Origin of the sequence: Arthrobacter sp. Br18 (assembly GCF_000520555.1) — a bacterium.
Lineage (GTDB): Bacteria > Actinomycetota > Actinomycetes > Actinomycetales > Micrococcaceae > Arthrobacter_D.
Genome location: NZ_AZSA01000213.1, coordinates 1 through 26,372 on the forward strand (window position 1 = coordinate 1; position 26,372 = coordinate 26,372).

Below are 26,372 nucleotides of genomic sequence, written 5' to 3' on the forward strand. Positions count from 1 at the left end.
GGAGCCTACACGAGTGAGAATGCAGGCATGAGTAGCGAAAGACGGGTGAGAAACCCGTCCGCCGAATGATCAAGGGTTCCAGGGTCAAGCTAATCTGCCCTGGGTAAGTCGGGACCTAAGGCGAGGCCGACAGGCGTAGTCGATGGACAACGGGTTGATATTCCCGTACCGGCGAAAAACCGCCAATACTGATCGAGGGATACTAACCGCCCGAAGCATGACCGCCCGCCCTTTGGGGTGACGTGGTTTTTTGTGGAGCGCGGGACCTGATCTTGGGAGGTAAGCGTATTAACAGGTGTGACGCAGGAAGGTAGCCAAGCCGGGCGATGGTAGTCCCGGTCTAAGGATGTAGGAGGGACCATAGGCAAATCCGTGGTCCTGGTTTCGATACCGGCTCTGAGATCTGATGGGACCCCCTCAGGGGGGAATTTGGTGATCCTATGCTGCCGAGAAAAGCATCGGCGCGAGGTTTTAGCCGCCCGTACCCCAAACCGACACAGGTGATCAGGTAGAGAATACTAAGGCGATCGAGAGAATTATGGTTAAGGAACTCGGCAAAATGCCCCCGTAACTTCGGGAGAAGGGGGGCCCCAACCGTGACGGCGACTAGCTCGCCAGGAGCGGATCGGGGCCGCAGAGACCAGGGGGAAGCGACTGTTTACTAAAAACACAGGTCCGTGCGAAGTCGCAAGACGATGTATACGGACTGACTCCTGCCCGGTGCTGGAAGGTTAAGAGGACCGGTTAGCTCACTTGTGGGCGAAGCTGGGAATTCAAGCCCCAGTAAACGGCGGTGGTAACTATAACCATCCTAAGGTAGCGAAATTCCTTGTCGGGTAAGTTCCGACCTGCACGAATGGAGTAACGACTTCCCCGCTGTCTCAACCATAAACTCGGCGAAATTGCAGTACGAGTAAAGATGCTCGTTACGCGCAGCAGGACGGAAAGACCCCGAGACCTTCACTATAGTTTGGTATTGGTGTTCGGTGTGGCTTGTGTAGGATAGGTGGGAGACTGTGAAGCCCGGACGCTAGTTCGGGTGGAGTCATCGTTGAAATACCACTCTGGTCACTCTGGATATCTAACTTCGGCCCGTAATCCGGGTCAGGGACAGTGCCTGATGGGTAGTTTAACTGGGGCGGTTGCCTCCTAAAAAGTAACGGAGGCGCCCAAAGGTTCCCTCAGCCTGGTTGGCAATCAGGTGGCGAGTGTAAGTGCACAAGGGAGCTTGACTGTGAGAGAGACATCTCAAGCAGGGACGAAAGTCGGGACTAGTGATCCGGCGGCACATTGTGGAATGGCCGTCGCTCAACGGATAAAAGGTACCTCGGGGATAACAGGCTGATCTTGCCCAAGAGTCCATATCGACGGCATGGTTTGGCACCTCGATGTCGGCTCGTCGCATCCTGGGGCTGGAGTAGGTCCCAAGGGTTGGGCTGTTCGCCCATTAAAGCGGTACGCGAGCTGGGTTTAGAACGTCGTGAGACAGTTCGGTCCCTATCCGCTGCGCGCGCAGGAAATTTGAGAAGGGCTGTCCTTAGTACGAGAGGACCGGGACGGACGAACCTCTGGTGTGTCAGTTGTACTGCCAAGTGCACCGCTGATTAGCTACGTTCGGATGGGATAACCGCTGAAAGCATCTAAGCGGGAAGCCTGCTTCAAGATGAGATTTCCATACACCTTGAGTGTGAGAGGCCCCCAGCCAGACCACTGGGTTGATAGGCCGGATGTGGAAGCAAGGACTAAAGACTTGCGAAGCTGACCGGTACTAATAAGCCGATAACTTACACCACACCCCCACCCCCCCAAAAGGGGTACAAGGGGCAAGGATCAAATGCTACGCGTCCACTATGCGGTTCCCAACCAACAACCAGGGAACCCACAACTAAATACAGTCCAAAAACAGTTCGCACACGAGCCTGGACACCGTCCAGGCCACACCGGACCCCACAGATTTACCACCCCACACCCCCACACAGGGGGGCCGGGGCTGGTAGCAAGGGTTACGGCGGTCACAGCGTGGAGGAAACGCCCGGTCCCATTCCGAACCCGGAAGCTAAGACCCACAGCGCCGATGGTACTGCACCCGAGAGAGTGTGGGAGAGTAGGACACCGCCGGACAACCATTACGTGAAGCCCCCACCCCCCGGTGGGGGCTTCACCCCATTAACCACCCAAAACGACCCACCAAAAACCACCGGTAAGAACCGATTGCATGGGCCCGGCTGATCCGTAGAAGAATAGCCCGTAGAACAACAGTGAAGAGCAGGCGTACCCGCGCCTACTGCAAACGAGAGGAACCGCCCCGCCATGGCTGAGCAGGATCGAAATTCCGAAACCGGTGACGAAGCTCAGAGGCCGGTACAGCAGAACAGCGCGGGAAATGGCGGCCAGGGCGGTCGCCGGCATTCGTGGGGTTCCAAGGGCGGTGCTGCCGTTCCTCCCCGTGTCCCACAGCCCGAGGATGAAAGCGCCGCAGCGATGGAGAACGGCGCCAAGGAAGACCGGCACCTGGCGGAGCGGGGGACCGGATCCGAGGATGCGCACGAAGGCGACAGTCACATCGCGGGTAGTCGCGGACGGGGCGACCGCGAGAGCGGAGGACGCAACGGTCCTGTCAGCGATTCAAGCGATCGTTCCAGGGGTACATCCGAGAGCGGTCGAGATGCCCGTGCAGACCGCTTCAAGGGTGCGGCTCCCAGGAATGCAGCTCCGTCCGGATCAGGGTCCGGGCGATCCCGCACCTCGGATGCCTCACGGAACAGCAGCAGCAGTAGCACAAGCGATCGCCCCTGGGCCAAGCGCCCGGCTTCCGGTGCGGCACCGGCCGGGGAGCGTCGTTCCCCGGCCGGGCCACGGGACGAAAAACGCAGGGGTGGTTGGGAGGACCGCAAGCGGGATGACAAGCGGCCCGACGCCAGCCGGCGTGAATACCGTCCCGAGCGCGGCGGAGTCAGCGCCGACAGCGAGGCCGCCCGGCCCCACAACGCCCGGGACCTGAGGAGCGCCAACCGGCCGGACCGCGAGCGGTCGCCTGAAATCGATGAGGACGTCAAGGGTGATGAGCTGGACCGTGTCACACGTGCCCAGATCCGGAACCTCGAGGAGCGCAGCGCATTGTGGGTAGCGAAGCATCTGGTCATGGCCGGTCGGCTGATCGACGATGATCCGGAGCTCGCTTTCCAGCATGCGCTTGCTGCGAGCAGACGCGGCGGTCGGCTCGCGGCAGTCCGCGAGGCCGTCGGCCTGACCGCCTATGCGGCGGGCCACTACGGGGAGGCTCTGCGGGAATTCCGGACCTTCCGGCGGATCAGCGGCTCGAATGTGCACCTTCCGGTCATGGCTGATTGTGAACGGGGCCTGGGAAGGCCCGACCGCGCCCTGGACCTGGCCCGGGGAGAGGAAGCGGAAACCCTCGACGCAGCGGGCAAGGCCGAGCTGGCGATGGTGGTGTCCGGCGCGCGCGCTGATCTCGGTCAGCTCGATGCGTCCTTGGCGGCGCTCGAGATCCCGCAGCTCGACCTCCACCGCGCTTTCTCCTTCACCCCCCGGCTGTTCCGGGTCTACGCTGCCGCGCTCGATGCTGTTGGCAGGACCAGTGAGTCCGGCACCTGGCGGAATCAGGCGCGCGTGGCCGAGAGCGCCCTCGGCCTCGATGACCCGACCGAGCCCGACATCATCGACCTCGGTGAGGACGACGACGTCGCGCCCGTCTCCGTTCCGCGCGTTGCGGAGGTGATGGGCGGCGCCGGCTCCCCGGTTCAAACGGATACGAATGAGCTGGCGAGCACCGAAGGCGGGCGGACGCCCGGTGATTCGGCATCTGGAGAGGGTGACTCCGAAGAGTCCGATTCCACCCACGACGGCGACTCTGCCGCCGCGACGGCCAGAGACGGTGACGCACCTCCTGCCCCTGGGGAAAAACCCGCGGAAGAGAACCGCGTCGATGACTGAGGCCCGGCTGATTGATGGCTTCGATGCGGTGCTGGCCGACCTCGACGGGGTCGTGTATGCAGGGCCACACGCAATCAAGGGGGCGGTCGAGGCGCTCGAATCCCTGGCTGCGGCGGGCGTCGCACTGGCGTACGTGACGAACAACGCGTCCCGGTCTGCTGAAGTCGTGGCGGCCCACCTGCGGAGCCTCGGTGCTCCTGCTGAAGCCCGCCAGGTTTTCGGTTCCGCACTGGCCGGAGCCGAACTACTGGCTGCACGGGTACCCGCGGGCGCCAAGGTGCTCGTGACCGGGAGCAGCACCCTTGCCGAATCGGTTCTCGCCCAGGGCCTGGCGGTGGTCCACTCCGCGGAGGACCTGCCCGACGCCGTGATTCAGGGATTCTCGCCTGACATCGGCTGGAAGGACCTTGCCGAGGCTTCCTACGCCATCGCCGCGGGCGCTGTGTGGGTGGCTACCAACACAGATCTGTCCATCCCACAGTCCCGTGGCATCGCGCCGGGTAACGGAACGCTGGTGGCCGCCGTCGCGGCAGCCACCGGCAAGCAGCCCGTGGTGGCAGGTAAACCCGAAGCTGCACTCTTTGAAACTGCGGCCCGCCACTCAGGGGCAGGGACAGCACTGGTTGTCGGAGACCGGCTGGACACCGACATCCTCGGGGGAAACCGCGCGGGGATGAAGACAGCCCTGGTCCTGACCGGAGTGGACACGCTCGAAACCGCTCTTGCCGCAGTGTCCGGCGAGCGCCCGGACTATCTGATCCGCTCCCTCACCGCGCTGTTCGAGCCATATCCTTCGGCCTCCGCCGAGGACGGAGTGCACTATAGCGGCCGGTCGTCGGCAAGCGTCGATGGGGACGTGGTCCTGGTGGAGGGATCGGCGACCGACCTCGACGCCTGGCGTGCGGCCTGTTCGGCCTGGTGGGCTGCTCGTCCGGTTCAGGAGTCTGTTTTTCTTCCCCGGGTGCAGTTCACGCGCTGAGCGGTTCGACGGCGCTACACGATGGATGAGGCAATGAGGCAGGGACGACATGGACGAACCGACGAGGCCGGCACGGCAGGCCAGGCATGAGTGAGGCACCGCGGATCGACCCGCCCGATAGCGGCGAAAGTGCCGCCGGGCCGGCTGGGACGACTGCTGGAACCACGGGCGGGGTCAGCCCAGGCGCATCGTGGCCCGTGGATGGCTTCGAGTCGGGTGATTCCGGCGTCGACGGCGTCCTGGCGGGTCTTGCGCCGCTCACAGGTACGCCCGTGACGAAGCAGGCGGCGCTGTACGCGGCGATCAATGACGGGCTCCTCGCTGAGCTCGATAAGGACGCTGAGCTCGATAAGGACGCTGGGCTCGATAAGGACGCTGGGCTCGATAAGGACGCTGGGCCGTGACGCGCCTGGACCAGGAACTCGTGCAGCGCGGACTTGCACGGTCGCGTTCCCACGCGGCGCAGCTCATCAACGCCGGCAGGGTGCTCCACGGCGGCGTGGTGGCCGGGAAGGCAGCCGTGCAGGTGTCCGCTGACCAGACACTGCAGGTGGAGCCCACCGGGGAGGACTACGTGAGCCGGGCCGGTTCCAAACTGGCGGGTGCGTTCCGGACGTTTCCTGCCGTGGCACCAGAGGGGCGGCGGTGCCTCGACGCCGGCGCGTCGACGGGGGGCTTCACCGAGGTCCTCCTCGCCCTTGGGGCGCGGCAGGTAGCCGCTGTCGACGTGGGGCACGGGCAGCTCGCCGGCAAGCTCCGCGGAGATCCGCGGGTCTCGGTCTTCGAGGGCATGAACGTCCGCCACCTCGAGCCGGAGCATATCGGCGGGCGGGTTGACCTCACGGTCGCGGACCTCTCCTTCATCTCGCTGCGCCTGGTCATTGAAGCTCTGGCGCGGTCGACCCGTGCCGGTGGACATCTGCTCCTGTTGATCAAGCCGCAGTTCGAGGTGGGTCGGAGCGGACTCAACGGGCAGGGGGTGGTGAAATCCGATACTGCGCGGCGCCGCGGCGTCCACGGAGTCCTTCGGGCAGCGGTGCAGTGCGGCCTGGTCATCGGGGGCATCGCGCCCAGCGAACCGGCGGGCCAGGACGGAAACCGCGAGTACTTCGTGTGGATAAAGGTGCCTGAATCGCCATTGGTGCCTAGGATCGAAGGGGAGCTGGATCTGCTGGCAGACCAGGCGCTTCAGGCGAGCGGCGTGTTTGCCGAAGCGGCCGGTTCCCCGACCTCAAACGGAGCTTGATGACTAGACGAGTACTGGTACTTGCCCATACGGGCCGCCACGACGCGATGGCTGCCGCGCAGGACGCCTGCACGCGCCTTCATGCCCTCGGCCTGATCCCGGTCATGCGGCCGGAGGAGCTCGCCGACATCCAGGTCGAATACGGGCTGCTGACCGCGCCGACCGAGACGCTCGGCCGGGACGTGACTCTCGACGGCGTCGAGCTGGTCATGGTGCTCGGCGGCGACGGGACGATCCTCCGCGCGGCGGAGCTGGTCCGCGAGGCTGAGGTTCCACTGCTCGGCGTCAACCTCGGCCATGTGGGCTTCCTTGCGGAGAGTGAGCGCGCTGACCTCGAGGAGACGGTGCGCTGGATTGCCGACAGGGACTACACCGTCGAGGAGCGCATGACGATCGAGGTTGCCGTGTGGCACGGAGGCACCCTCCTGTCACGCAACTGGGCCCTGAATGAGGCCGCTGTCGAAAAGGCCGACCGGGAGCGGATGATCGAGGTGGTGATGGAGGTCGACGGGCTGCCCGTCAGCGCCTTCGGATGCGACGGCGTGGTCCTCGCGACCCCCACCGGATCCACTGCCTATGCCTTTTCCGCCAGCGGGCCCGTGGTCTGGCCCGAGGTCGAAGCCCTCCTGATGGTTCCCATCAGCGCGCACGCCCTGTTCGCGAAACCACTGGTCGTGGCGCCGTCGTCGGTCCTCGCCGTGGAACTGCTGGCGCGGACCGGCGCGCGGGGTGTCCTATGGTGCGACGGCCGGCGGAGCGTCGATCTCCCTCCGGGTGCACGCATCGAGGTGAGGCGGTCGCCGATCCCGGTCCGCCTCGCCCGATCGGCCCAGACCCCGTTCTCTGAACGGCTGGTCCGGAAGTTCGAGCTGCCCATCCAGGGCTGGCGCGGTCCCGTCGCGGCCATCGGAAGCCGGTCGAAATGATCGAGGAGATGCGCATCCGGGATCTCGGCGTGATCACTGATGCCACGCTCACCCTGGGGCCGGGACTTACTGTCGTGACGGGTGAAACGGGCGCGGGAAAAACCATGGTCATCACGGCCCTCGGGCTGCTCCGGGGAGCGCGGTCCGATGCCGGGGCCGTCCGGCTCGGCGCGAAATCGGCGTCGGCGGAGGCAGTCCTGCGCCTCGAGCCGAACAGCGCCGTCGCCGTGCGGGCGGCCGAGGCCGGTGCGGCGCTGGAGGAGTACGACGGCGCTGCGGAGCTCATCCTCGCCCGGACCGTCACCAGCGAGGGCCGCAGCAGGGCCTTCGTGGGCGGCCGGTCCGCGCCCGTGGGCGTGCTCGCCGAGCTCGGCGACCAGCTCGTGGTGGTGCACGGTCAGTCCGATCAGCTGCGGCTGAAGGGCGCGGCCGCCCAGCGCGCGGCGCTCGACAAGTTCGGGGGAGCCCCGCTCGCGGTGCAGCTCACCGACTACGGCACCGCCTTCGGGCGCTGGCGGGACGCCCTGGCCGAGCGGGATCGCCTCCTCGCAGAAGCGCGCGAGCGGGTCCGCGAGGCGGAGGGCCTCGAGGCCGCGCTGGCGGAGATCGGGGCGGTCGAACCGCAGCCCGGTGAGGACGCGGCACTGAAATCGGAATCGATGCGGCTCGGCAACGTGGAGGAGCTCCGCACCGCCGCCGTCGTCGCGCATTCCGCCCTGGTGTCCGAGGAGTTCGGCTCGGACGCCGACGCCATCTCACTCGTCGACGAAGCGAAGCGGCAGCTCGAAGCGGTGGCCGAACACGATCAGGATCTCGAGGCGCTTGCGGCGCGGGTCGCCGAAGTGGGCTACCTCCTGGCGGACATCTCGGGTGAGCTCGCTGCCTACGGGGCAGCACTGGACGGCGAAGGTCCGGGCCGCCTCGCGGAGGTGGAGTCGCGCCGCGCCGAACTTGCAGTACTCGTGCGCAAATACGCTCCCACCATCGACGAGGTACTCCGGTGGCGGGAGCAGGGTGCGCGGAGGCTCGAGGAGCTGAGCGGTGATTCGAGCAGGGTGGACGAACTGGGCGCGGTCATCGAGGAACTCGACCGGGAGGTGCATGAGCACGCGGACCTTCTCTCGGAGCTCCGCCGGGCCGCGGCCGAGACCCTCGCCGCCCGGGTCAGCGAGGAACTGAGTGCCCTGGCGATGCCCGATGCGAACCTGCTCATCGAGGTCACCGCGGCAGGGTCCCTGATGCCGCATGGCCAGGACGACATCTCCTTCAATCTCCAGCCCCACCCGGGATCAGCGCCGCGGCCGCTCGGCAAGGGTGCTTCGGGCGGTGAACTCTCCCGTGTGATGCTGGCCATCGAGGTGGTGCTTGCCGCCGTCGACCCTGTGCCGACCTTCGTGTTCGACGAGGTCGACGCCGGGGTGGGCGGAAAAGCCGCCGTCGAGATCGGGCGGCGGCTCGCCATGCTCGCTGAGCATGTCCAGGTCATCGTGGTGACCCATCTGCCCCAGGTGGCCGCTTTCGCGGAGCGCCACATCCGCGTCACCAAGAATGTTTCCCGCGCGGCGTCCTCGGACGACGACGGCGGATTCACTGCCAGCGACGTCGAGGTCCTCCCCGACGCCGAGCGCGTGCGCGAACTGGCCCGCATGCTCGCGGGCCAGGAAGACTCAGCATCCGCGCGGGCCCACGCCGAGGAACTCCTCGCCGATGCGGCGCGGACCTCCTCCAAGTGATAGGCTCCAACCCCGTGGTGCAGCAAATAAACTCCCGGTTCCAGAAGTCCGCCAAGACGACCAAACACATCTTCGTGACTGGTGGCGTCGCCTCCTCCCTCGGCAAGGGACTGACGGCCTCGAGCCTTGGTCACCTGCTCCGGGCACGCGGCCTCTCCGTCACGATGCAGAAGCTCGATCCCTACCTCAACGTCGATCCCGGCACCATGAACCCGTTCCAGCACGGGGAGGTCTTCGTCACCGAGGACGGCGCCGAGACCGATCTCGACATCGGCCACTACGAGCGGTTCCTCGACGAGAACCTCGATGGTTCAGCCAACGTCACCACGGGCCAGGTCTACTCCACCGTCATCGCGAAGGAGCGGCGCGGTGAGTACCTCGGCGACACCGTCCAGGTCATTCCGCACATCACCGACGAGATCAAGCGGAGGATGCGGCTTCCCGCGGAACCCGCAAGTCCGAAGCGGGCGCCGGATGTCATCATCACCGAGATCGGCGGAACCGTCGGCGACATCGAGTCGCAGCCGTTCCTCGAATCGGCCCGGCAGGTCCGGCAGGACGTCGGCCGCAACAATGTCTTCTTCGTCCATGTCTCACTGGTTCCGTACATCGGCCCGTCGCAGGAGCTGAAGACCAAGCCGACACAGCACTCGGTGGCGATGCTGCGCTCGATCGGCATCCAGCCCGATGCGATCGTCATCCGCTCCGACCGTGAGGTGCCCCTGGCCATGCGGGAGAAGATCGGCCGCATGTGCGACGTCGACCTCGACGCCGTCGTCAACGCAGCCGATGCCGCGAGCATCTACGACATCCCCAAGGTCCTGCATGCGCAGGGGCTCGACGCGTATATCGTCCAGGCCCTCGACCTGAAGTTCAAGGACGTCAACTGGACCAAGTGGAACAAGCTCCTCGACGTCGTCCACAATCCCAAGCACCACGTCGAGGTGGCGCTGGTCGGCAAGTACATCGACCTGCCCGACGCCTACCTCTCGGTCACCGAGGCGCTGCGGGCGGGCGGGTTCGCCAACAAGACGAAGGTGGACATCAAGTGGGTGCCGTCCGATGATTGCGAGACCCCCGAAGGCGCCCGCAACGCCCTCAGCGGCGTGGATGCCATCTGCGTGCCCGGCGGATTCGGGATCCGGGGCCTCGAGGGCAAGCTCGGTGCCCTGACGTATGCGAGGGAGAACAGAATTCCGACGCTGGGCCTGTGCCTCGGCCTGCAGTGCATGGTCATCGAGTACGCGCGCAACGTCGTGGGCCTCGAGGGCGCCTCCTCGAGCGAATTCGAGCCCGACACCAAATACCCCGTGATCGCCACCATGGCGGAGCAGCTCCACATCGTGGCAGGAGAGGGCGACATGGGCGGCTCCATGCGGCTCGGCCTGTGGGAAGCGAAGCTCACCGAGGGGTCGGTGGTTGCAGCTACCTACGGGAAGACGACCGTTTCGGAGCGCCACCGCCACCGCTACGAAGTGAACAACGAGTTCCGGACACAGATCAGTGACAGCGGGCTCGTCTTCTCGGGCACGACGACGGACGGCGAGCTGGTGGAGTTCGCCGAGCTTCCCCGGGACGTGCACCCGTACTACGTCTCCACCCAGGCGCACCCCGAGCTCAGTTCACGCCCCACCCGCCCCCACCCGCTGTTCGCGGGGCTCGTTCGGGCAGCGCTAGATCGCCGTGGGGCCAAAGCGTAGCCGTGGGTGAGCTGCCGGCACCCGGAGTGCACAGCCCTGCAGGATTCGGGGACGAGCAAAGCCCGAGGAGGCTGCACACCTCGGCCGCGGTGTATCAGGGGCGGATCTGGGATGTCGTGAGGGACGAGTTCTCGCTGACCGACGGCGGCGAGCGCATCGCCCGGGACTATATCCGGCACCCGGGCGCAGTGGCGGTCCTCGTTCTGAACGAGAAGGACCAGGTGCTGCTCATCCGCCAGTACCGGCATCCGGTGCGGATGCTCCTCTGGGAGATCCCCGCCGGGCTGCTCGACGAAGAGGGCGAGGACTTCCTCGACGCCGCCGCGCGGGAACTCGCTGAGGAGGCCGACCTCACGGCGACCCGGTGGAACGTGCTCATCGACCTGTTCCTCTCGCCGGGTTCCTCCTCCGAGGCGCTGCGCGTCTACCTGGCGCGTGGCATCGGCCCGGTGCCGGAGCACGAACTCCACCGCCGCACCCACGAGGAGGCCGAGATCGAGCTGCTCTGGGTGGACCTCGACGACGCCGTCGCCGCCGTCCTCGACGGGCGGATGCACAGTCCCTCCGCAGCCGCCGCGGTCCTTGCGGCACGGATAGCGCGGGAGGGCGGCTTCGAGGATCTGCGTCCCGCCTCGTCTCCCTGGCCCGAGCACCCCAGCCGGCACGCGATGTGGCCCAACGGTGCAGTGTTGCGGGACTGAGGATGCCTGCCTCAGCGGAGAAAACGTCCACCGACGAGTTCCTGGCGTCAGGTCCGGGCAGGCTCATGACCGAATACCTCCAGCATATGACGGTGGAGCGCGGGCTGTCGGTGAACACTCTTTCCGCCTACCGCCGTGACCTGCTCCGCTACCACCGCTTCCTGATGGCACGTGGGATCAGCGACATCATTGGAATCACCCGGCGCGACGTCGCGGCCTTCGTCCAGGCCGTGTCCACCGGCTCCGACGGCCAGTCGCCGCTCAGCGCGCGCTCGGCGGCGCGCACGGTGGTGGCGGTGAGGGGGCTCCACCGTTTCTGGGCGCTGGAGGGAGTGACTCCTGCCGATCCGGCACGGGACGTGCATCCACCCCTCGCGGGACAACGGCTGCCGAAGGCAATTTCCGTCGACGACGTCGTGCGGATCCTCGAGGCAGTGGACACCGAAACGCCGTCAGGACAGCGCGACCGGGCCCTGCTCGAATTCCTGTACTCGACCGGCGCGCGGATCAGCGAGGCGGTGGGGCTCGACGTCGACGACGTGTCGGTCGGCCGTGAGATAGACGGCCCGGCCGTGGTGCGGCTGTCCGGCAAGGGGTCCAAGGAGCGACTCGTGCCGCTGGGTTCCTATGCCGCGAAGGCCATCGATTCCTATCGCGTGAGGGGGCGGCCCGTCCTCGCGGGAAACGGAGAGGGCAGCCCCGCGCTGTACCTGAACATGCGAGGGGGAAGGCTCAGCCGCCAGAGCGCATGGGCCATCCTCAAGGCAGCGGCAGAGAAGGCAGGCGTGACGCGGGAGGTGTCGCCCCACACCCTTCGCCACTCCTTCGCCACCCATCTCCTCGAGGGTGGAGCCGACGTCCGAGTGGTGCAGGAACTGCTGGGGCACGCCTCCGTCACCACAACGCAGGTATACACGCTGGTCACCGCCGATACGGTGCGTGAAGTCTATGCGGCAGCGCATCCCCGCGCCCTCGGCTAGGAAGGGAAGGCACGCCGTGACGCCAGGGAAGCCCGGCTCGGCTAGGAAGGGAAGGCACGCCGTGACGCCAGGGAAGCACTGCGGGGCAGGGGAGGTGGGCGTACCGTTCTACCGTCCGGTCGCCCTGTGCTTCATCTTCGGGACGGCCGATGGACCCGAGGCGTCGGCCGACGAAATCGCCCGCTCCGCACCCCATGAGCGGCACCGAGGGCGGCGCGTGCTCCTGGGGTGGAAGAAGAGCGGCTTCGGAACCGGCCACATCGTGGCGCTCGGCGGCAAGCTGGAGCCGGGGGAGTCGGCGGCGGAGGCCGCGTCCCGCGAGGTATTCGAGGAAGCGGGACTCAGCGTCGCTATCGGGGACCTCACGTTCCTCGGCACGGTCACCTGGGACTTTCCTGCCCGCCCCGCCTTCAACATGGTGGGCTCCATCTTCACCGCGGAGCGCTACACCGGCACTTGTGGTCCGAGCGACGAGGTGGAGCCCGAGTGGTTCGCCGTTGACGCGCTGCCGTGGGAGGCCATGTGGGAGGACGCCGCGTCCTGGGTCCGGTTCGTACTCGAGGGCCGGGCCTTCACCGCGCACATCACCCTGAAGGATGACAACGAGGGCGTCGAGACCGCCGTCGTGACGTGACGCGACGTCGTCAGGACAGGTGCCGCTCGTCCGGGCCGTTGTAGGCGCTCAGCGGGCGGATCAGCGAATTCGACGCCACCTGCTCCATGATGTGCGCCGTCCAGCCGGTGATCCGCGCAGCAATGAACAGCGGCGTGAACATCTCGGTGTCGAAGCCCATGAGGTGGTACGTGGGCCCGGCAGGGTAGTCGAGGTTCGGCTTGATGCTCTTCGCCTCGTCCATGGCGCGCTCGAGCCCGCTGTAGAGGCCGAGGATCTCATCACGGCCGTAGTAGGCGATCATGGCGTCGAGGGCGGCCTTCATGGTGGGAACGCGTGAGTCGCCGTTCTTGTACACCCGGTGGCCGAAGCCCATGACCTTCTTCTTCTGCGCGAGGGCATCCTCCATCCAGGCCTTCGCCCGGGAGGCGGCCTCCTCCTCGGACTCGTCCTTCCGGATGCCGATCTCCTCGAACGTATGCATCACCGCTTCATTGGCCCCGCCGTGCAGCGGACCCTTCAGCGCGCCGATCGCACCGGTGACGGCCGAGTGGAGGTCCGCGAGCGTGGAGGTGATGACGCGGGCGGCGAACGTGGAGGCGTTGAAGGAGTGCTCGGCGTAGAGGATCATCGACACGTTGAAAGCGTTCACCACTTCCGCCGGCGCCTCGTCGCCGAAGGTCATCCACAGGAAGTTCGCGGCGTACCCGAGGTCGTCCCGCGGCTCGACGAGCGGCTGGTTCCGGCGCCGCCGCTGGTCATAGGCGACGACGGCGGGGAAGGCGGCGAACAGCGACGTGGCCTTCTCCATGTTGGCGTCCACCGAGCTGTCCGCGGCCAGCGGGTGGCAGGCACCCATCACGGAGACAGCGGTCCGCCCGACGTCCATGGGGTGGGCGGTGAGCGGCAGCAGGTCGATGGCCGCGATGATGTTGTCGGGCAGGCTGCGGTGGCTGCGCTCGTACCGCGTGAACTCCGTGAGCTGCTCGGCGGTGGGCAGCTCCCCGTTCCACAAAAGATAGGCCACCTCCTCGAAGGAGCAGCGGGCCGCGAGCTCCTGCACGGGATAGCCCCGGTACAGCAGTGAGTTGCTGTCGGGGTTCACCTTCGAGACGGCCGTGTAGTCGACCGTCACACCGGCAAGGCCCTTGTGGATCTGTAATTCGGTCACAGGAGACTCCTTCGTCGTTCGTCGTCGTGATGGTGGAACCAGGCGCGCGGCGCCGGAACTTCTGCTCAGCGGCCGTCCGGTACCTGGAAGTTGAAGACCGAGGAGTCGAACCGGTTGTACGACTCGTAGTCCACCAACTCGTACAGGCGGGCCCTGGTCTGCATGTCCGGCACCGCGTGCTGCTGCGTTCCGTTGACCTTGATCGAGTCCAGCGTACGCTCCGCGGCGCCCATGGCGCTGCGCAGGAGGGTGACCGGGTAGATCACCATGTTCACCCCGGCGTCCTGCAGCTGCTCGACCGGAAACAGGTCGCTCTTCCCGAACTCGGTCATGTTCGCCAGGATCGGGACGGACACGGCGTCGCGCATGGCTCGGAATTCTGCGAGGTCGCGCATGGCCTCGGGGAAGATCGCGTCCGCACCGGCCTCCACGAGCGCCTGCGCCCGCTCCTGCGCGGCTTCCAGGGAGTCGGTCCCGCGGATGTCCGTCCGGGCCATGATGAGGAAGTTCGGGTCGCGGCGGGCATCGGCCGCGGCGCGGATCCGTTTCACCGCCGTCTCCAGGTCCACGACGTTCTTGCCGTCGAGGTGGCCGCAGCGCTTGGGATTGAACTGGTCCTCGATGTGGCAGCCCGCGAGCCCGGCGTTCTCCAGCTCCTGGACGGACCGCGCGACATTCATGGGTTCACCGAAGCCCGTGTCCGCGTCCACGATCGCCGGAAGGTCGGTCATCCGTGCAATCTGTCCGGCCCGCTGCGCCACCTCCGTCAGCGTGGTCAGGCCGATGTCGGGCAGGCCGAGGTCATTGGCGAGCACCGCGCCGGAGATGTAGACGCCGTCGAAGCCCTTGTCCTCGATCAGGCGGGCCGAAAGTGGATTGAAGGCCCCGGGAAACTGCTGGAGTGTCCCGGATGCCAGGCCTGCCCGGAGCGCGATCCGCTTCTGTTCCGGTGAGATCGATGAGTACAGCATGCTGTTGCCTTCCTAGAAGAGCCCGAGGGGTGCCGCAGCGGGGTTGATGTACCCGTCCCGGGCAAGGATGTTGAGCTGGCCGAGCGAGCCGGACTCCAGCTCGGGAAGCCGTTCGACGGCGGAGAGGAACCGCTCGAGTTCCGCGTCCTCGACGACGCCGTCCGCGAGGGTGCGCAGCTTGTCCACGTACTGCTCCCTCGTGAAGGGCCGGGCGCCGAGCGGATGGGCGTCGGCGACGGCGATCTCATCGGTGAGGACGCTTCCGTCGGCGAGAGTGATCTCCACCCTGCCCCCGAAGGCCTTCTCCGCGATGTCCAGCGAGTGGTAGCGGCGGGTCCATTCGGGATCCTCCACGGTGGTGACCTTCTGCCACAGGGCCACGGTATCCGGCCGTGCCGCGCGCGTCGCTGCGTAGGAGTCCACGTGGTGCCAGCGGCCGTCCTGCAGAGCCACGGTGAAGATGTAGGGAATCGAGTGGTCGAGGGTCTCGCGCGAGGCCGTGGGATCATACTTCTGCGGATCGTTGGCTCCCGAGCCGATCACGTAGTGGGTGTGGTGCGAGGTGTGGATGAGGATGCTCCGGACAGTGGCCGGGTCCGCGAGTTCGGGGTGGGCGCCATGGAGCCGGCGTGCGAGGTCGATCCAGGCCTGGGCCTGGTACTCGGCGGAGTGCTCCTTGGTGTAGGTGTCCAGGATCGCGCGCTTCTGTTCGTTGGGCGCCGGAAGCGGAACCTCGTAGCGGGCGTCGGGACCGTCGAGCAGCCACGCGATCACGCCGTCCTCGCCCTCGTAGATGGGGGTGGGGGACGTCTGGCCGCGCATGGCCCGGTCCACCGCTTCAACGGCCATCTTCCCGGCGAACGCCGGCGCGTGGGCTTTCCACGTCGAGATTTCGCCCTTGCGCGACTGCCGCGTGGCCGTGGTCGTGTGGAGGGCCTGCCCCACGGCGTGGAAGATGGTGTCCGGCGCCAGCCCGAGCAGCGTTCCGAGGCCCGCTGCCGCCGAGGGACCGAGGTGCGCCACATGGTCGATCTTGTGCTCATGCAGGCAGATCGCTTTCACGAGATTGACCTGGATCTCGTAACCCGTCGCGATTCCGCGGACGAGGTCCCGTCCGGAAGCGCCGGTGTGCTGGGCCACGGCGAGGATCGGGGGGATGTTGTCCCCCGGGTGCGAGTAGTCGGCCGCGAGGAAGGTGTCATGGTAGTCGAGTTCCCGTACAGCGACACCATTGGCCCAGGCCGCCCACTCAGGAGATGTCGGGGCGTCCACGCCGAAGACCGCCGCGCCTGATCCGTTGGCAGAGACTGGATGGCTCCCCGCCTGCGCCCGTGCGGCGACGACCGGCGCACGGTTGAGCGAGGCGAGGGCTACTGAGGCGTTGTCGATGATGCGGTTGATGACCATTTCGGTCACCTCCGGCGCAACCTCGACGGGGTCGGCGGCGACCGCGGCGATCCGGTAGGCGAGTTGTTCCGCGCGCGGAAGGTTTTCCTCGCTGCGGTGGACACGGACAAGGTGTTGCTCAACCATGGAGTTCCTTTCGATAGTGAGGTTGTTCCGGCTGGTCAGCGACGTCGTAGCTGTCGGTCCCTGCTGTCAGGAGGTGCTGGAGGCTGTTGTGCAGGTGCACCTGCATGGCCGCGGACGCGAGATCGCCGTTGCCGGCACAGATCGCACGGGCGATCTGCGCATGCTCGCCGGCCGAGGCACGGAGGCGTTCGCGGTTGTCCCGTGCCAGCCGCCGCACGCGCACCAGTTGGGTCCGCAGGTGGCGCTGGGCCTGCAGGAGGTACGGGTTGCCCGCAGCCCGGTCGACGGCGTCGTCGAGCTCGGCGACAAGGGCGTAGTAGCGGTCCTGCCCGCTGTCTCCGGCGTCGATCAGGGAACCTGCCGCGGCGAAGCGCTCGCCGAGTGCGTCGAACACCGCGGGGGCGCGGCGCAGGGCGGCGAGGCGGACAGCGGTGCACTCCAGCGGGATCCGCACGGCGAAGAGGTCGGCGACGAGTCCGAGCGATATCTCGGTGACGACGACGCCGCGCCCGCTGTGCGGTGCAGCGAGCCCCTCGGCGATGAGCCGCGACAGGGCCTCCCGCAGCGGCGTCCGGGAGACGCCCAGGCGGGCGGACTGCTCGACCTCCGCGAGGACAGAGCCAGGTTCCAGCCGCCAGCTGATGATGTCGGAGCGCAGGGATTCATACGCACGGTCGCTCGCCCGCATGCTGCCCTCCCCGCTGTCGTCGTACAGACCCTATCCCGTAAATGTATACACGAGGACTGCTGGATGCAAAGATGGGCGCGGAATATCTAATCGTCCGGCGCTATTTGTATACAGAGACGCTCGACTGACACCAGCGCCGTACCATGACCCGTATCACACCGCCGCTCGCAAAGGACACCCGTGGACTCTGGAAACAGCAGGCAAACCATCGCAGCCCCGCCGTCGCCCGGAGCGTCGGTGCCCATCGACGAATACCGTGCCCTCCACCAGCGGAGCATCGCGGACCCGGCGGCGTTCTGGTTGGAGGCCGCCGAGGCCGTCACGTGGAGCACGCCGCCACGGCAGGCGCTGGATTCCAGCCGTGCTCCGCTCTACCGGTGGTTCCCGGGCGCCAGCCTCAACACGTCCTTCAACGCCCTGGACCGCCATGTGCTGGCCGGCCGCGGGAACAGCACCGCACTGATCTATGACTCCGCGATGCTTCCCGCACGGCAGCACTTCACCTACTCGCAGCTTCGGGACGAGGTGGCGCTGTTCGCCGGCGCACTGCGCAACCAGGGGGTGGCCAGGGGTGACAGGGTGCTGATCTATCTGCCCATGGTGCCCGAGGCCGTCATCGCCATGCTCGCCGTGGCGCGGCTCGGGGCGGTGCACTCCGTGGTCTTCGGAGGATTCGCTCCCGCCGAGCTGGCGTCACGCATCCGCGACGCGGGTCCGAAGGTCGTCGTGACCGCATCGGGTGGCCTCGAACCCTCACGACGCGTCGAATACCTTCCTGCGGTGGCAGAGGCGCTGGACCTGGCGGACGCGCGGGACTGCTCCGTGATCGTGAAGCACCGCGACGGGTTCACGGCCCGCCCGGCCGACTACGATCAGTCGTCGCGACGCTGGCTGGACTGGCGCGACGCCGTTGCCGATGCCGTACCGGCGGATCCGGTCGACGTCGAGGCCACCGATCCGCTGTACATCCTGTACACCTCCGGCACCACGGGCTCACCCAAGGGCGTGGTCCGGGACAACGGAGGCCACGCCGTCGCCCTGACCTGGTCCATGAGGAACATCTTCGACGTCGGCGAGGGCGACGTGATGCTGACGGCGTCCGACGTCGGCTGGGTGGTGGGCCACTCCTACATCGTGTACGGCCCCTTGCTGGCGGGCGCGACGACCGTCCTGTATGAGGGGAAGCCTGTGGGAACGCCCGACGCCGGGGCGTTCTGGCGGTTGATCGAGGAGCACGGTGTCACTGTGATGTTCACCGCCCCCACCGCGCTGCGCGCCGTCCGTCGCGCTGACCCGGACACCGCCTTCCTTGGAACCTACGACATCTCGAGTCTTCGCATCCTGTTCTGTGCGGGGGAGCGCCTGGACACCGGAACGTCCTCCTGGATCGGCGACGTGCTCGGGGTGCCCGTGATCGACAATTGGTGGCAGACCGAGACGGGGTGGCCGATCTGCGCGAACCCCCGTGGCCTGGGAGGGCTCCCGATCAAGCCCGGCTCCCCGTCGCTGCCGTCGCCGGGGTTCGACCTTGCCGTCCTGGACGGCGGGGGAGCGCCGGTGCCGGTGGGCACGGAGGGCAACATCGCCCTCCGTCTGCCGCTGCCACCGGGCGCGCTCACCACCCTGTGGGGCAGCGACGAGCGCTACGAGGAGGCCTACCTCCGCGCCTTCGAGGGGTTCTACGTCAGCGGGGACTCCGGCTACGCCGACGAGGACGGCTATCTCTTCGTCATGGGACGCACCGATGATGTCATCAACGTCGCCGGGCACCGGCTGTCCGCCGGGGCGATCGAGCAGGCACTGGCCCAGCATCCGGCAGTGGCGGAGTGCGCGGTGATCGGGCTGGAGGATGCCCTGAAGGGGCAGCGGGCCAGCGGCTACGTCGTGCTGAAGGCCGGGGTGACCCGCGAACCCTCAGAACTGGAACGCGAACTGGTGGCACTGGTCCGCAGGCTCATCGGCCCGGTGGCGGACTTTCGTAGCGCCATCGTGGTGGACGCCCTGCCGAAGACCCGGTCGGGGAAGATCCTCCGGAAGACGATGCGGCAGATGGCGTCGGGGGAGAGCTACATCGTCCCCTCGACCATCGAGGACGCCTCCGTCCTGGACACCCTCGCGCCCCTGCTGCGGGCAGGCAGCCCACGTCCCGGAGTGTAACGCGTCACCGCGCCCAGGAGTACTCGAATTCGGGTCTACCCCGTGTGCCGTATCGGGGTGTGCGCCGCACCGACTCCTGCTCCGCAAGGTATTCGAGGTAGCGGCGGGCGGTCACCCTCGAGAGCGCCAGGCTGTCAGCAATCTCGAGGGCGGACGTCGGCTCGGGCAGCAGCTTGAGGTGCCGGATCACTGTACGAAGGGTCTCCTCCGACAATCCCTTGGGAAGGGCACCCTGGAACGCCGCGGGCCGCAGGGCGGCGAAGGCATGGTCGACCTCGGACTGCGTGGTCGAGGAAGCCTGACCCGTGAGGTTCCTGCGGAACCCCTGGTAGCTGGTGAGTTTGTCGGAGAAGGCAGAAAAGGTGAACGGCTTGATCAGGTACTGCACGATGCCCGAGGAGATCGCGGAACGGACCACCTGGAGGTCCCGGACCGCCGTGATGGCAATGACGTCGGTCGGAAGTCCGAGGCCGCGGATCCGGCGGATGACGTCGAGACCGTGCGCGTCAGGAAGGTTCATGTCGAGCAGGATGAGGTCGACCCCGGCGGGAGACGCGGGCAGTGGGGGGTCGGCAAGCCTCGCCTCTCCTGCGCCCCGCCCGCCGGGTGAGAGGAACGTCATCGCCTCGGCGCCTGTGCGCGCCACCCCGGCGAGCGCGAAGCCCTCAAGCGGCCGGACGTATTCGGCGTGGGCGTCCGCGGCAATGGGGTCGTCCTCGACCACGAGGACGCGGAGCTCGGCCATCACAGTGTGCCACCGGCGGGCAGAGTTTCGGTTCTGGACGGCAGGACGACGGCGAACAATGCACCGCCGAGCGCCGACGTCGCCACCTCCAGGGTGCCGCCGTGCCGTTGAACCGCCTGCCGTACCAGGGCGAGGCCTATGCCGCGGCCGCGGCCCGAGTGGTCCTTGGTGGAGTACCCCAGGGCGAAGGCGCGATCACGGTCGCCGTCCGGGACGCCGGGTCCGCTGTCCTCGACCACCAGGCACAGGCCGCGTGGGTGCCCTTCGGTGCCGCTGATCGAGAGGCGGACTCGGCGTCCGTCCGATGCCGCCGCTGCATCGAAGGCGTTGTCGAGCAGGTTTCCGACGATGGTGACCAGATCACCAGCGTCGATGCCGGCGTCGCCCGACGCTTCCTCCACCTCGATCGACAGCTCGATGCCCCGCTCGTTGGCCTGCGCAGCCTTGCCCACCAGGAGAGCGGCAACGAAGGGCTCGTCCACGGCGGCCACCACCTGGTCGGTCAACTGCTGCGACTGCTGGAGGTCCTTCGTCGCAAACTCGAGGGCCTCGGCACGCCGGTCCAGTTCGATGAGCGAGACGATGGTGTGCAGCCGATTGGCGTGCTCATGAGTCTGCGCCCGCAGGGCCTCGGTGAGGGTGCGCACGGTCTGCAGCTCGCCGGCCAGGGACTCGATCTCGGTGTGGTCCCGGATGGTGGTAACGGTTCCGAGGGAACCGGTCGGAGAGCGGTCCTTATCGACATTCTTCCCCGTGTCAGCCTTCTTCCCGCCCGGGGCGGTCTCGGCGGGCGGCACCGCAGGTTCCTGGTTGAGCACCAGGACACCGCTGTCGGTCAGGTGGACCTCGTCGAAGGCTTGCCTCCCGCTCGTCAGCAGCTCTGCGATGGAGGCCGGCAGTTCGAGGTCAGCGGCACTGGCGGGCTGTCCGCTCCGGTTTCCATCCAGCCCCAGGAGCCGTGCTGCCTGGTCGTTGTAGAGGATCAGCCGTCCCTGCGGGTCGGTCAGCAGCAGTCCCTCGCGCACCGAGTGCAGTACCGAGTCGTAGAAGACGAACATCCTTGCAAGCTCATCGGTCCCCAGGCCCAGCGTCGCCCTGCGGAGGTGGCGGCTGAGGACAAGGGAGGACAGCGCGCCGAAGCCCAGCGCGCCGAGCGCGATCAGCCCGACGAGCGGCAGTTGCGCGTTACGGGCGATCTCTGCCCGGTCCACGGTGATTCCTGCCGGCACCATGGCCACCACGGTGCCGGAAAGATCCTCGACCGGAGCGATGGCCCGGAGAGAGGGGCCGAGGGTTCCCGTATGGGTTTCGATCTGCGGATTCCCGGCCAGGGCTTCGGCCGTCGACCCGATATAGGGGAGTCCGATCTGTTCCGGGTTGCGGTGGGTGAAGCGGGTTCGATCCGGGGCCATGATCGTCACGACGTCGATGCCGAGTTCGTCCATGATGGCCACCGCATACGGCTGGAGTTCCGCCGCCGCACCCGGGCGGGTCACGGCGTCAAGGACGAGGGGGTCGAGCGCGATGGTGCCTGCGACGGACAGCATGCGCTCCGCTGCGGCGTCGAAGGTATTCCGCTCGGCGTCGAGGTACAGCACCCAGGAGATACAGGTCGTCAGCAGGACGACAAAGGCCAGTTGACCCGCGAAGAACTGCCGGGCGAGGCTCCATCGTTTCACTCAGTGACCGGTTTCCTCTCGAGTACCCGCCAAGCCTAGCCGGGCGGCCACGACCAGTATGAACGCAAGGGTGATGGGCGTCACCCGTGCTGGCAGGATGGCGAGCACAGAACATCAGCTGACCGGCCACCTGGCCATACCTCCTGCGGGCCGAGAATGGGCTCGATCCGCCGGTGCTGCCGGGCGGCCCACATCATTGGAGCTCCTCATGGCCATGACGCCATTCAAGTCCCGCGGGGGACCCGCAACACCCCGCAAGAAGGTCGACAAGACCCACTACCTGTACATCGCGGTCATCGTGGCAGTAATTCTCGGCGCGATCCTCGGCCTCGTCGCCCCGGAATTCGCGGTCGCACTCAAGCCCCTCGGTACAGGCTTCATCGCGCTGATCAAGATGATGATCGCGCCGATCATCTTCTGCACCCTCGTGCTCGGAATCGGTTCGATCGCCAAGGCGGCGACGGTCGGCAAGGTCGGCGGCCTCGCCCTCGGCTACTTCATGCTGATGTCCACCTTCGCGCTCGCCATCGGCCTCGTGGTCGGTAACCTCGTCAATCCCGGTGAGGGTCTGGACATCGGCGTCTCGACCTACCAAGCACCCGCGACCGACGAAGCAGCGGACGGCACCGTGGGCTTCCTCCTCGGCATCATCCCCACCACACTGCTCTCGTCACTGACCGGTCCCAGCATCCTGCAGACCCTCTTCGTGGCATTGCTCGTCGGCTTCGCGCTGCAGAAAATGGGCACCGCAGGGCGCCCGATCCTCCGCGGGTTCGGTTCCATCCAGGCCTCGTGTTCCGCATCCTCGTGATGATCATGTGGCTCGCGCCGATCGGTGCGTTCGGTGCCATCGCGGCCGTCGTCGGCGAGACCGGCGTCCAGGCCATCGTGAGCATGTTCACCCTGATGATCGCCTTCTACATCACGTGCGCGCTCTTCATCGTGGTGATCCTGGGCGGCCTGCTCAAGATCGTCACCGGAGTCAACATCTTCAAGCTGATGAGGTACCTGGGCCGCGAGTACCTGCTGATCTTCTCGACCTCGTCCTCCGAAGCGGCATTGCCGCGGCTTATCGCGAAAATGGAGCACGTTGGAGTGTCCAAGCCGGTTGTGGGTGTGACAGTGCCGACGGGCTACTCGTTCAACCTCGACGGAACAGCGATCTACCTCACCATGGCCTCACTCTTCGTGGCCAGTTCCATGGGCACGCCGCTCGCACTCGGTGAGCAGATTTCCCTGCTGGTCTTCATGATCATCGCGTCCAAGGGAGCCGCAGGCGTCACAGGCGCCGGCCTCGCCACACCTGCCGGCGGCCTCCAGTCACACCGTCCGGATTTCGTGGAGGGCGTGGGCCTGATCGTCGGTATCGACAGGTTCATGTCCGAGGCCCGCGCGCTCACCAACTTCACGGGCAACGCGGTTGCTACAGTCCTGATCGGGACCTGGACCAAGGAGATCGATCGGGCCCGCGTCGATGAGGTCCTCGAGGGGCGCCTGCCGTTCGACGAGGAGACCATGAGCGCCGACCACAACCGGTTCGACGACGACGGTATCGACGACGTCGAAGCGGGAGCGGAAATCAGGACCGAACTCGTCACTGGCAGCGGCGCGCGCCCACGGGGCTAGGCGACCGACACCACACCGGAGGCACTGGAGAGCCGCTGCACGCGGCCCTCCAGTGCCTCCGGTGCTTTTGTGTCAACTTCCATTCGATAGGCTGATAACTGGTCCGAAGGCTGTTCCGCCGAGAACATTCGACCTCAGGTTGAGGATCAAGGCTCGCACCGGCTTCGGGAGCATTTGCGGAACGGGCCCCCGGGGGCGGCTGTACCGTTGAGGGAAGAACAAGTGCGGCGGGCGGCGGGAAGCGGCGCGCGGCCGCCGGATACACCAATGGAAGCGTGGAGAGATACGTGAGTAGCGAACAGGGTTTCACAACTCTGCAGAACGCAGCCGAAGCTGAAATTGGACCCACGGGCCGGCCGGTGACGGTCTTCCCCGAGCCGCCGGAGCTTGATTCCCACGGCCCTGCGCGCGTCATCGCGATGGTGAACCAGAAGGGCGGAGTGGGCAAGACCACCTCCACCATCAACCTCGGCGCGGCACTCGCCGAGGCGGGACGCCGCGTCCTCCTCGTGGATTTCGATCCCCAGGGCGCACTGTCAGCGGGGCTGGGCACGAATCCCCACGAGCTTGACGTCACGGTGTACAACGTCCTGATGGATCGCAAGGTGGACATCCAGGACGCCATCCGGACAACCGCGATCGACAACATCGACCTCTTGCCGGCGAACATCGACCTGTCCGCGGCGGAGGTCCAACTCGTCAACGAGGTGGCACGTGAGCAGGTCCTCGACAGGGCGCTCCGCAAGGTTTCCGATAACTACGACGTCATCCTCATCGATTGCCAGCCGTCGCTGGGGCTCCTGACCGTCAATGCCCTCACTGCAGCTCACGGCGTGATCATTCCCCTGATCTGCGAATTCTTCGCCCTGCGTGCCGTTGCCCTCCTCGTTGAAACCATCGAGAAGGTCCAGGACCGCCTCAACCCCGGGCTGCAGGTGGATGGAGTGCTTGCCACGATGTACGACGCCCGGACGCTCCACAGCAGGGAAGTCATCGCGCGCCTGGTCGAGGCTTTCGGGGACAAGGTCTTCGAAACCGTGATCAAGCGCACCATCAAGTTCGCCGATGCGACGGTTGCCGCCGAGCCGATCACCTCCTACGCAGGAAACCATTCCGGGGCCGACGCCTACCGCAGGCTTGCCAAGGAGCTGATCGCAAGGGGTGGAGCGCCCTAGCGGGTGCACGCCATGCACGCCACGGCTTCACCGCGGACGGCCGCCTCCGCAGCAGCGCCGGAGCCTCCGCAGGCACGGGCAGTCTTCGAGCTGCACCTTGCCAATTTTGCCGGCCCGTTCGATCTCCTCCTCAGCCTCATCTCCAAGCGTGAACTGGACATCACCGAGGTGGCCCTCGCCGAGGTGACTGACGAGTTCATCGCCCACATCCGCCGGGTGCAGGCCTCCGAGGGGGAGTGGAGCCTCGACGAGGCGAGCGAGTTCCTCGTGGTCGCGGCAACCCTGCTCGACCTCAAGACCGCACGGCTCCTGCCCTCCGGTGCTGTCGAGGATGATGAGGACATTGCCCTGCTCGAGGCACGGGACCTGCTCTTCGCGCGGTTGCTTCAGTACCGGGCTTTCAAGGCTATGGCACGGCACCTGGGCGGAAGGCTTGCCGAGGAGGGGAACCGGTACCCGCGGACGACGCCGCTCGAGGCGAAGTTCGCCGCGATGCTGCCCGAGTTGATGTGGCAGTCGACGCCGGAGGAATTCGCCGCCCTTGCGGTGAAGGTCCTTGCGCCACGGGAACCCGCTCCCAGCGAAGTGGGCCTGGCGCACCTCCACCATCCACTCGTGAGTATCCGAGAGCAGGGCGCGCTGATCGAGGCGCTCCTGAGGAACGTTCCGTCGCTGTCCTTCGGGCAGCTCATCGCCGACGCAGGGCACCGGGCGGTCGTCGTCGCGCGTTTCCTGGCGCTGCTGGACATGTTCCGGGACGCCGTCATCTCCTTCGAGCAGGCAGCACCGCTGGGTGAGCTGCGCCTCCGCTGGTCCGCGGAACCTGCGCGATGGTCACCGGAAGAATTCCTCGAGGACGACGCGGCGGCACTGTCCGCCAAAGCTCCTGCGGCGGGCTGTGTCGATGCAGCGCGCAACGCCAGGAGCGACCCTGGCGGTGCCAGGATCCGGGACGGAAAGGATGCACATGGCGGGGATGCCTGACCAGCCGGGCGAGGGCGCTGGAGGCAACCGCATCCGGTACGGAAACGGTGCTGGATACGACGCCGGACACGACGACGCCGGATACGATCCCGCCGGCCAGCCCGGCGGCCTGAAGGGTGCCCTCGAGGCAGTCCTGATGGTGGTGGACAAGCCGGTGACGGACACCGAACTGGGCGCGGCGCTGGGCGTACCCGTCGCGCAGGTCACGGAAATGCTCGTGGAACTGCAGCTGGAGTACGACGGTTATACTGGAAACGGCCCGCAGAGCGCTGATGCTCCCCGACCGCGCGGTTTTGAACTGCGCAGCCTCGCCGGCGGATGGCGTATTTTTTCGCGCAGCTGGTTCGCTCCAGTAGTGGCGGCGTTCGTACTCGAAGGCCAGACGTCCCGCCTCTCACAGGCCGCTCTTGAGACCTTGGCCGTTATTGCGTACAGGCAACCAGTGTCCCGTGCACGGGTTTCCGCAATACGCGGAGTCAACGTGGATTCGGTGGTGCGCACCCTCACGCAGCGCGAACTTGTTGCCGAGGTCGAGACCGATCCGGAGACCGGGGCGATCCTCTATGGGACCACCCCGTATTTTCTGGAAAGATTGGGGCTCGGCAGCCTGGCGGAGCTGCCGCGGCTCGCGCCCCATCTGCCCGGCCTTGAGAACCTCGGGGACTTCGACGATACGACGTACTAAGAACGCCAACCAGAAGGACATATTCCATGACACAGGCGCCAGGATCCGGCTCCGGACGGAACAACCCGCGCCGCGGCGGCGGCTCGGGCGGCAGGCCCTCGGACAGCGCAGGCGGCCGTGGGCGCC

General features: G+C 66.8%; 20 protein-coding genes, 2 rRNA genes and 1 pseudogene. 17 read left to right on the forward strand and 6 right to left on the reverse strand.

The window, feature by feature from the left end:
* From Y704_RS0100320 to Y704_RS0100375, 12 genes are all read left to right on the forward strand, one after another.
* Nucleotides 1-1,793 (forward strand): 23S ribosomal RNA (locus tag Y704_RS0100320); the annotation flags it as partial.
* A 211-nt stretch (nt 1,794-2,004) separates the two neighbouring features.
* A 5S ribosomal RNA gene (gene rrf, locus Y704_RS0100325) occupies nt 2,005-2,121 on the forward strand.
* A 189-nt stretch (nt 2,122-2,310) separates the two neighbouring features.
* Nucleotides 2,311-3,954 carry a hypothetical protein gene (locus Y704_RS24935; protein WP_253904159.1) on the forward strand — a complete coding sequence of 548 codons (1,644 nt, stop codon included), beginning with the start codon at nt 2,311-2,313 and terminating at the stop codon, nt 3,952-3,954.
* The gene (locus tag Y704_RS0100335; protein WP_026548660.1) at nt 3,947-4,933 is read left to right on the forward strand and encodes an HAD-IIA family hydrolase; all 987 of its coding nucleotides are present in this window, start codon (nt 3,947-3,949) and stop codon (nt 4,931-4,933) included. The genes Y704_RS24935 and Y704_RS0100335 overlap by 8 nt, the downstream gene beginning before the upstream one ends.
* An 86-nt stretch (nt 4,934-5,019) precedes the next feature.
* Nucleotides 5,020-5,337, forward strand: a complete 318-nt coding sequence (locus Y704_RS0100340; RefSeq protein ID WP_155850131.1) for a hypothetical protein — start codon at nt 5,020-5,022, stop codon at nt 5,335-5,337.
* Complete coding sequence (locus Y704_RS0100345; RefSeq protein ID WP_026548662.1) at nt 5,334-6,179, forward strand: TlyA family RNA methyltransferase; 846 nt, start codon at nt 5,334-5,336, stop codon at nt 6,177-6,179. The genes Y704_RS0100340 and Y704_RS0100345 overlap by 4 nt, the downstream gene beginning before the upstream one ends.
* On the forward strand, nt 6,179-7,105 hold the full coding sequence (locus tag Y704_RS17795; RefSeq protein ID WP_035770899.1) for an NAD kinase: 927 nt from the start codon (nt 6,179-6,181) through the stop codon (nt 7,103-7,105). Before Y704_RS0100345 ends, Y704_RS17795 begins: the two co-directional genes overlap by 1 nt.
* On the forward strand, nt 7,102-8,838 hold the full coding sequence (recN, locus tag Y704_RS0100355; protein WP_026548663.1) for a DNA repair protein RecN: 1,737 nt from the start codon (nt 7,102-7,104) through the stop codon (nt 8,836-8,838). Before Y704_RS17795 ends, recN begins: the two co-directional genes overlap by 4 nt.
* Nucleotides 8,835-10,538, forward strand: a complete 1,704-nt coding sequence (locus Y704_RS0100360; protein WP_026548664.1) for a CTP synthase — start codon at nt 8,835-8,837, stop codon at nt 10,536-10,538. Before recN ends, Y704_RS0100360 begins: the two co-directional genes overlap by 4 nt.
* 11 nt (nt 10,539-10,549) lie before the next feature.
* A complete protein-coding gene (locus Y704_RS0100365; RefSeq protein WP_051476537.1) occupies nt 10,550-11,239 on the forward strand; it encodes an NUDIX domain-containing protein in 690 nt (229 codons plus the stop codon).
* 2 nt (nt 11,240-11,241) lie between these two features.
* Complete coding sequence (gene xerD / locus Y704_RS0100370) at nt 11,242-12,219, forward strand: site-specific tyrosine recombinase XerD (protein ID WP_026548666.1); 978 nt, start codon at nt 11,242-11,244, stop codon at nt 12,217-12,219.
* A gap of 61 nt (nt 12,220-12,280) precedes the next feature.
* The gene (locus tag Y704_RS0100375; protein ID WP_253904161.1) at nt 12,281-12,853 is read left to right on the forward strand and encodes an 8-oxo-dGTP diphosphatase; all 573 of its coding nucleotides are present in this window, start codon (nt 12,281-12,283) and stop codon (nt 12,851-12,853) included.
* Nucleotides 12,854-12,863: 10 nt separating this feature from the next.
* On the opposite strand, the gene Y704_RS0100380 is transcribed toward Y704_RS0100375, so the two are convergent.
* The 4 genes from Y704_RS0100380 to Y704_RS17800 all read right to left on the reverse strand — a co-directional run bounded on the left by Y704_RS0100380 (nt 12,864) and on the right by Y704_RS17800 (nt 17,195).
* Nucleotides 12,864-14,003 carry a bifunctional 2-methylcitrate synthase/citrate synthase gene (locus Y704_RS0100380; protein WP_026548668.1) on the reverse strand — a complete coding sequence of 380 codons (1,140 nt, stop codon included), beginning with the start codon at nt 14,001-14,003 and terminating at the stop codon, nt 12,864-12,866.
* 65 nt (nt 14,004-14,068) lie between these two features.
* Nucleotides 14,069-14,974: a methylisocitrate lyase gene (gene prpB / locus Y704_RS0100385; RefSeq protein ID WP_026548669.1), complete on the reverse strand. Its 906-nt coding sequence runs from the start codon at nt 14,972-14,974 to the stop codon at nt 14,069-14,071.
* A gap of 12 nt (nt 14,975-14,986) precedes the next feature.
* Nucleotides 14,987-16,507 carry an MmgE/PrpD family protein gene (locus Y704_RS0100390; RefSeq protein ID WP_026548670.1) on the reverse strand — a complete coding sequence of 507 codons (1,521 nt, stop codon included), beginning with the start codon at nt 16,505-16,507 and terminating at the stop codon, nt 14,987-14,989.
* Entirely contained in the window at nt 16,500-17,195 is a 696-nt protein-coding gene (locus Y704_RS17800; protein WP_051476536.1) for a GntR family transcriptional regulator, read from the reverse strand. The genes Y704_RS0100390 and Y704_RS17800 overlap by 8 nt, the downstream gene beginning before the upstream one ends.
* 237 nt (nt 17,196-17,432) lie before the next feature.
* Between Y704_RS17800 and Y704_RS0100400 the strand changes: the two genes are divergently transcribed.
* Nucleotides 17,433-19,352, forward strand: coding sequence for an AMP-binding protein (locus tag Y704_RS0100400; RefSeq protein ID WP_026548671.1), 1,920 nt, complete (start codon nt 17,433-17,435; stop codon nt 19,350-19,352).
* A 4-nt stretch (nt 19,353-19,356) separates the two neighbouring features.
* On the opposite strand, the gene Y704_RS0100405 is transcribed toward Y704_RS0100400, so the two are convergent.
* On the reverse strand, nt 19,357-20,097 hold the full coding sequence (locus Y704_RS0100405; RefSeq protein ID WP_026548672.1) for a response regulator: 741 nt from the start codon (nt 20,095-20,097) through the stop codon (nt 19,357-19,359).
* Nucleotides 20,097-21,776 carry a sensor histidine kinase gene (locus Y704_RS0100410; RefSeq protein ID WP_026548673.1) on the reverse strand — a complete coding sequence of 560 codons (1,680 nt, stop codon included), beginning with the start codon at nt 21,774-21,776 and terminating at the stop codon, nt 20,097-20,099. Before Y704_RS0100410 ends, Y704_RS0100405 begins: the two co-directional genes overlap by 1 nt.
* Nucleotides 21,777-21,984: 208 nt before the next feature.
* Between Y704_RS0100410 and Y704_RS17805 the strand changes: the two are divergent.
* From Y704_RS17805 to Y704_RS0100435, 4 genes and pseudogenes are all read left to right on the forward strand, one after another.
* Nucleotides 21,985-23,402 (forward strand): annotated as a pseudogene (locus Y704_RS17805) (cation:dicarboxylase symporter family transporter).
* A gap of 287 nt (nt 23,403-23,689) precedes the next feature.
* Nucleotides 23,690-24,577: a ParA family protein gene (locus Y704_RS0100425; protein ID WP_026548674.1), complete on the forward strand. Its 888-nt coding sequence runs from the start codon at nt 23,690-23,692 to the stop codon at nt 24,575-24,577.
* 12 nt (nt 24,578-24,589) lie between these two features.
* The gene (locus Y704_RS17810; protein WP_081747309.1) at nt 24,590-25,561 is read left to right on the forward strand and encodes a segregation and condensation protein A; all 972 of its coding nucleotides are present in this window, start codon (nt 24,590-24,592) and stop codon (nt 25,559-25,561) included.
* Nucleotides 25,554-26,246 (forward strand): SMC-Scp complex subunit ScpB, encoded by a 693-nt coding sequence (locus Y704_RS0100435; RefSeq protein WP_081747310.1) that lies wholly within the window; start codon nt 25,554-25,556, stop codon nt 26,244-26,246. The genes Y704_RS17810 and Y704_RS0100435 overlap by 8 nt, the downstream gene beginning before the upstream one ends.
* Nucleotides 26,247-26,372 lie beyond the last annotated feature (126 nt).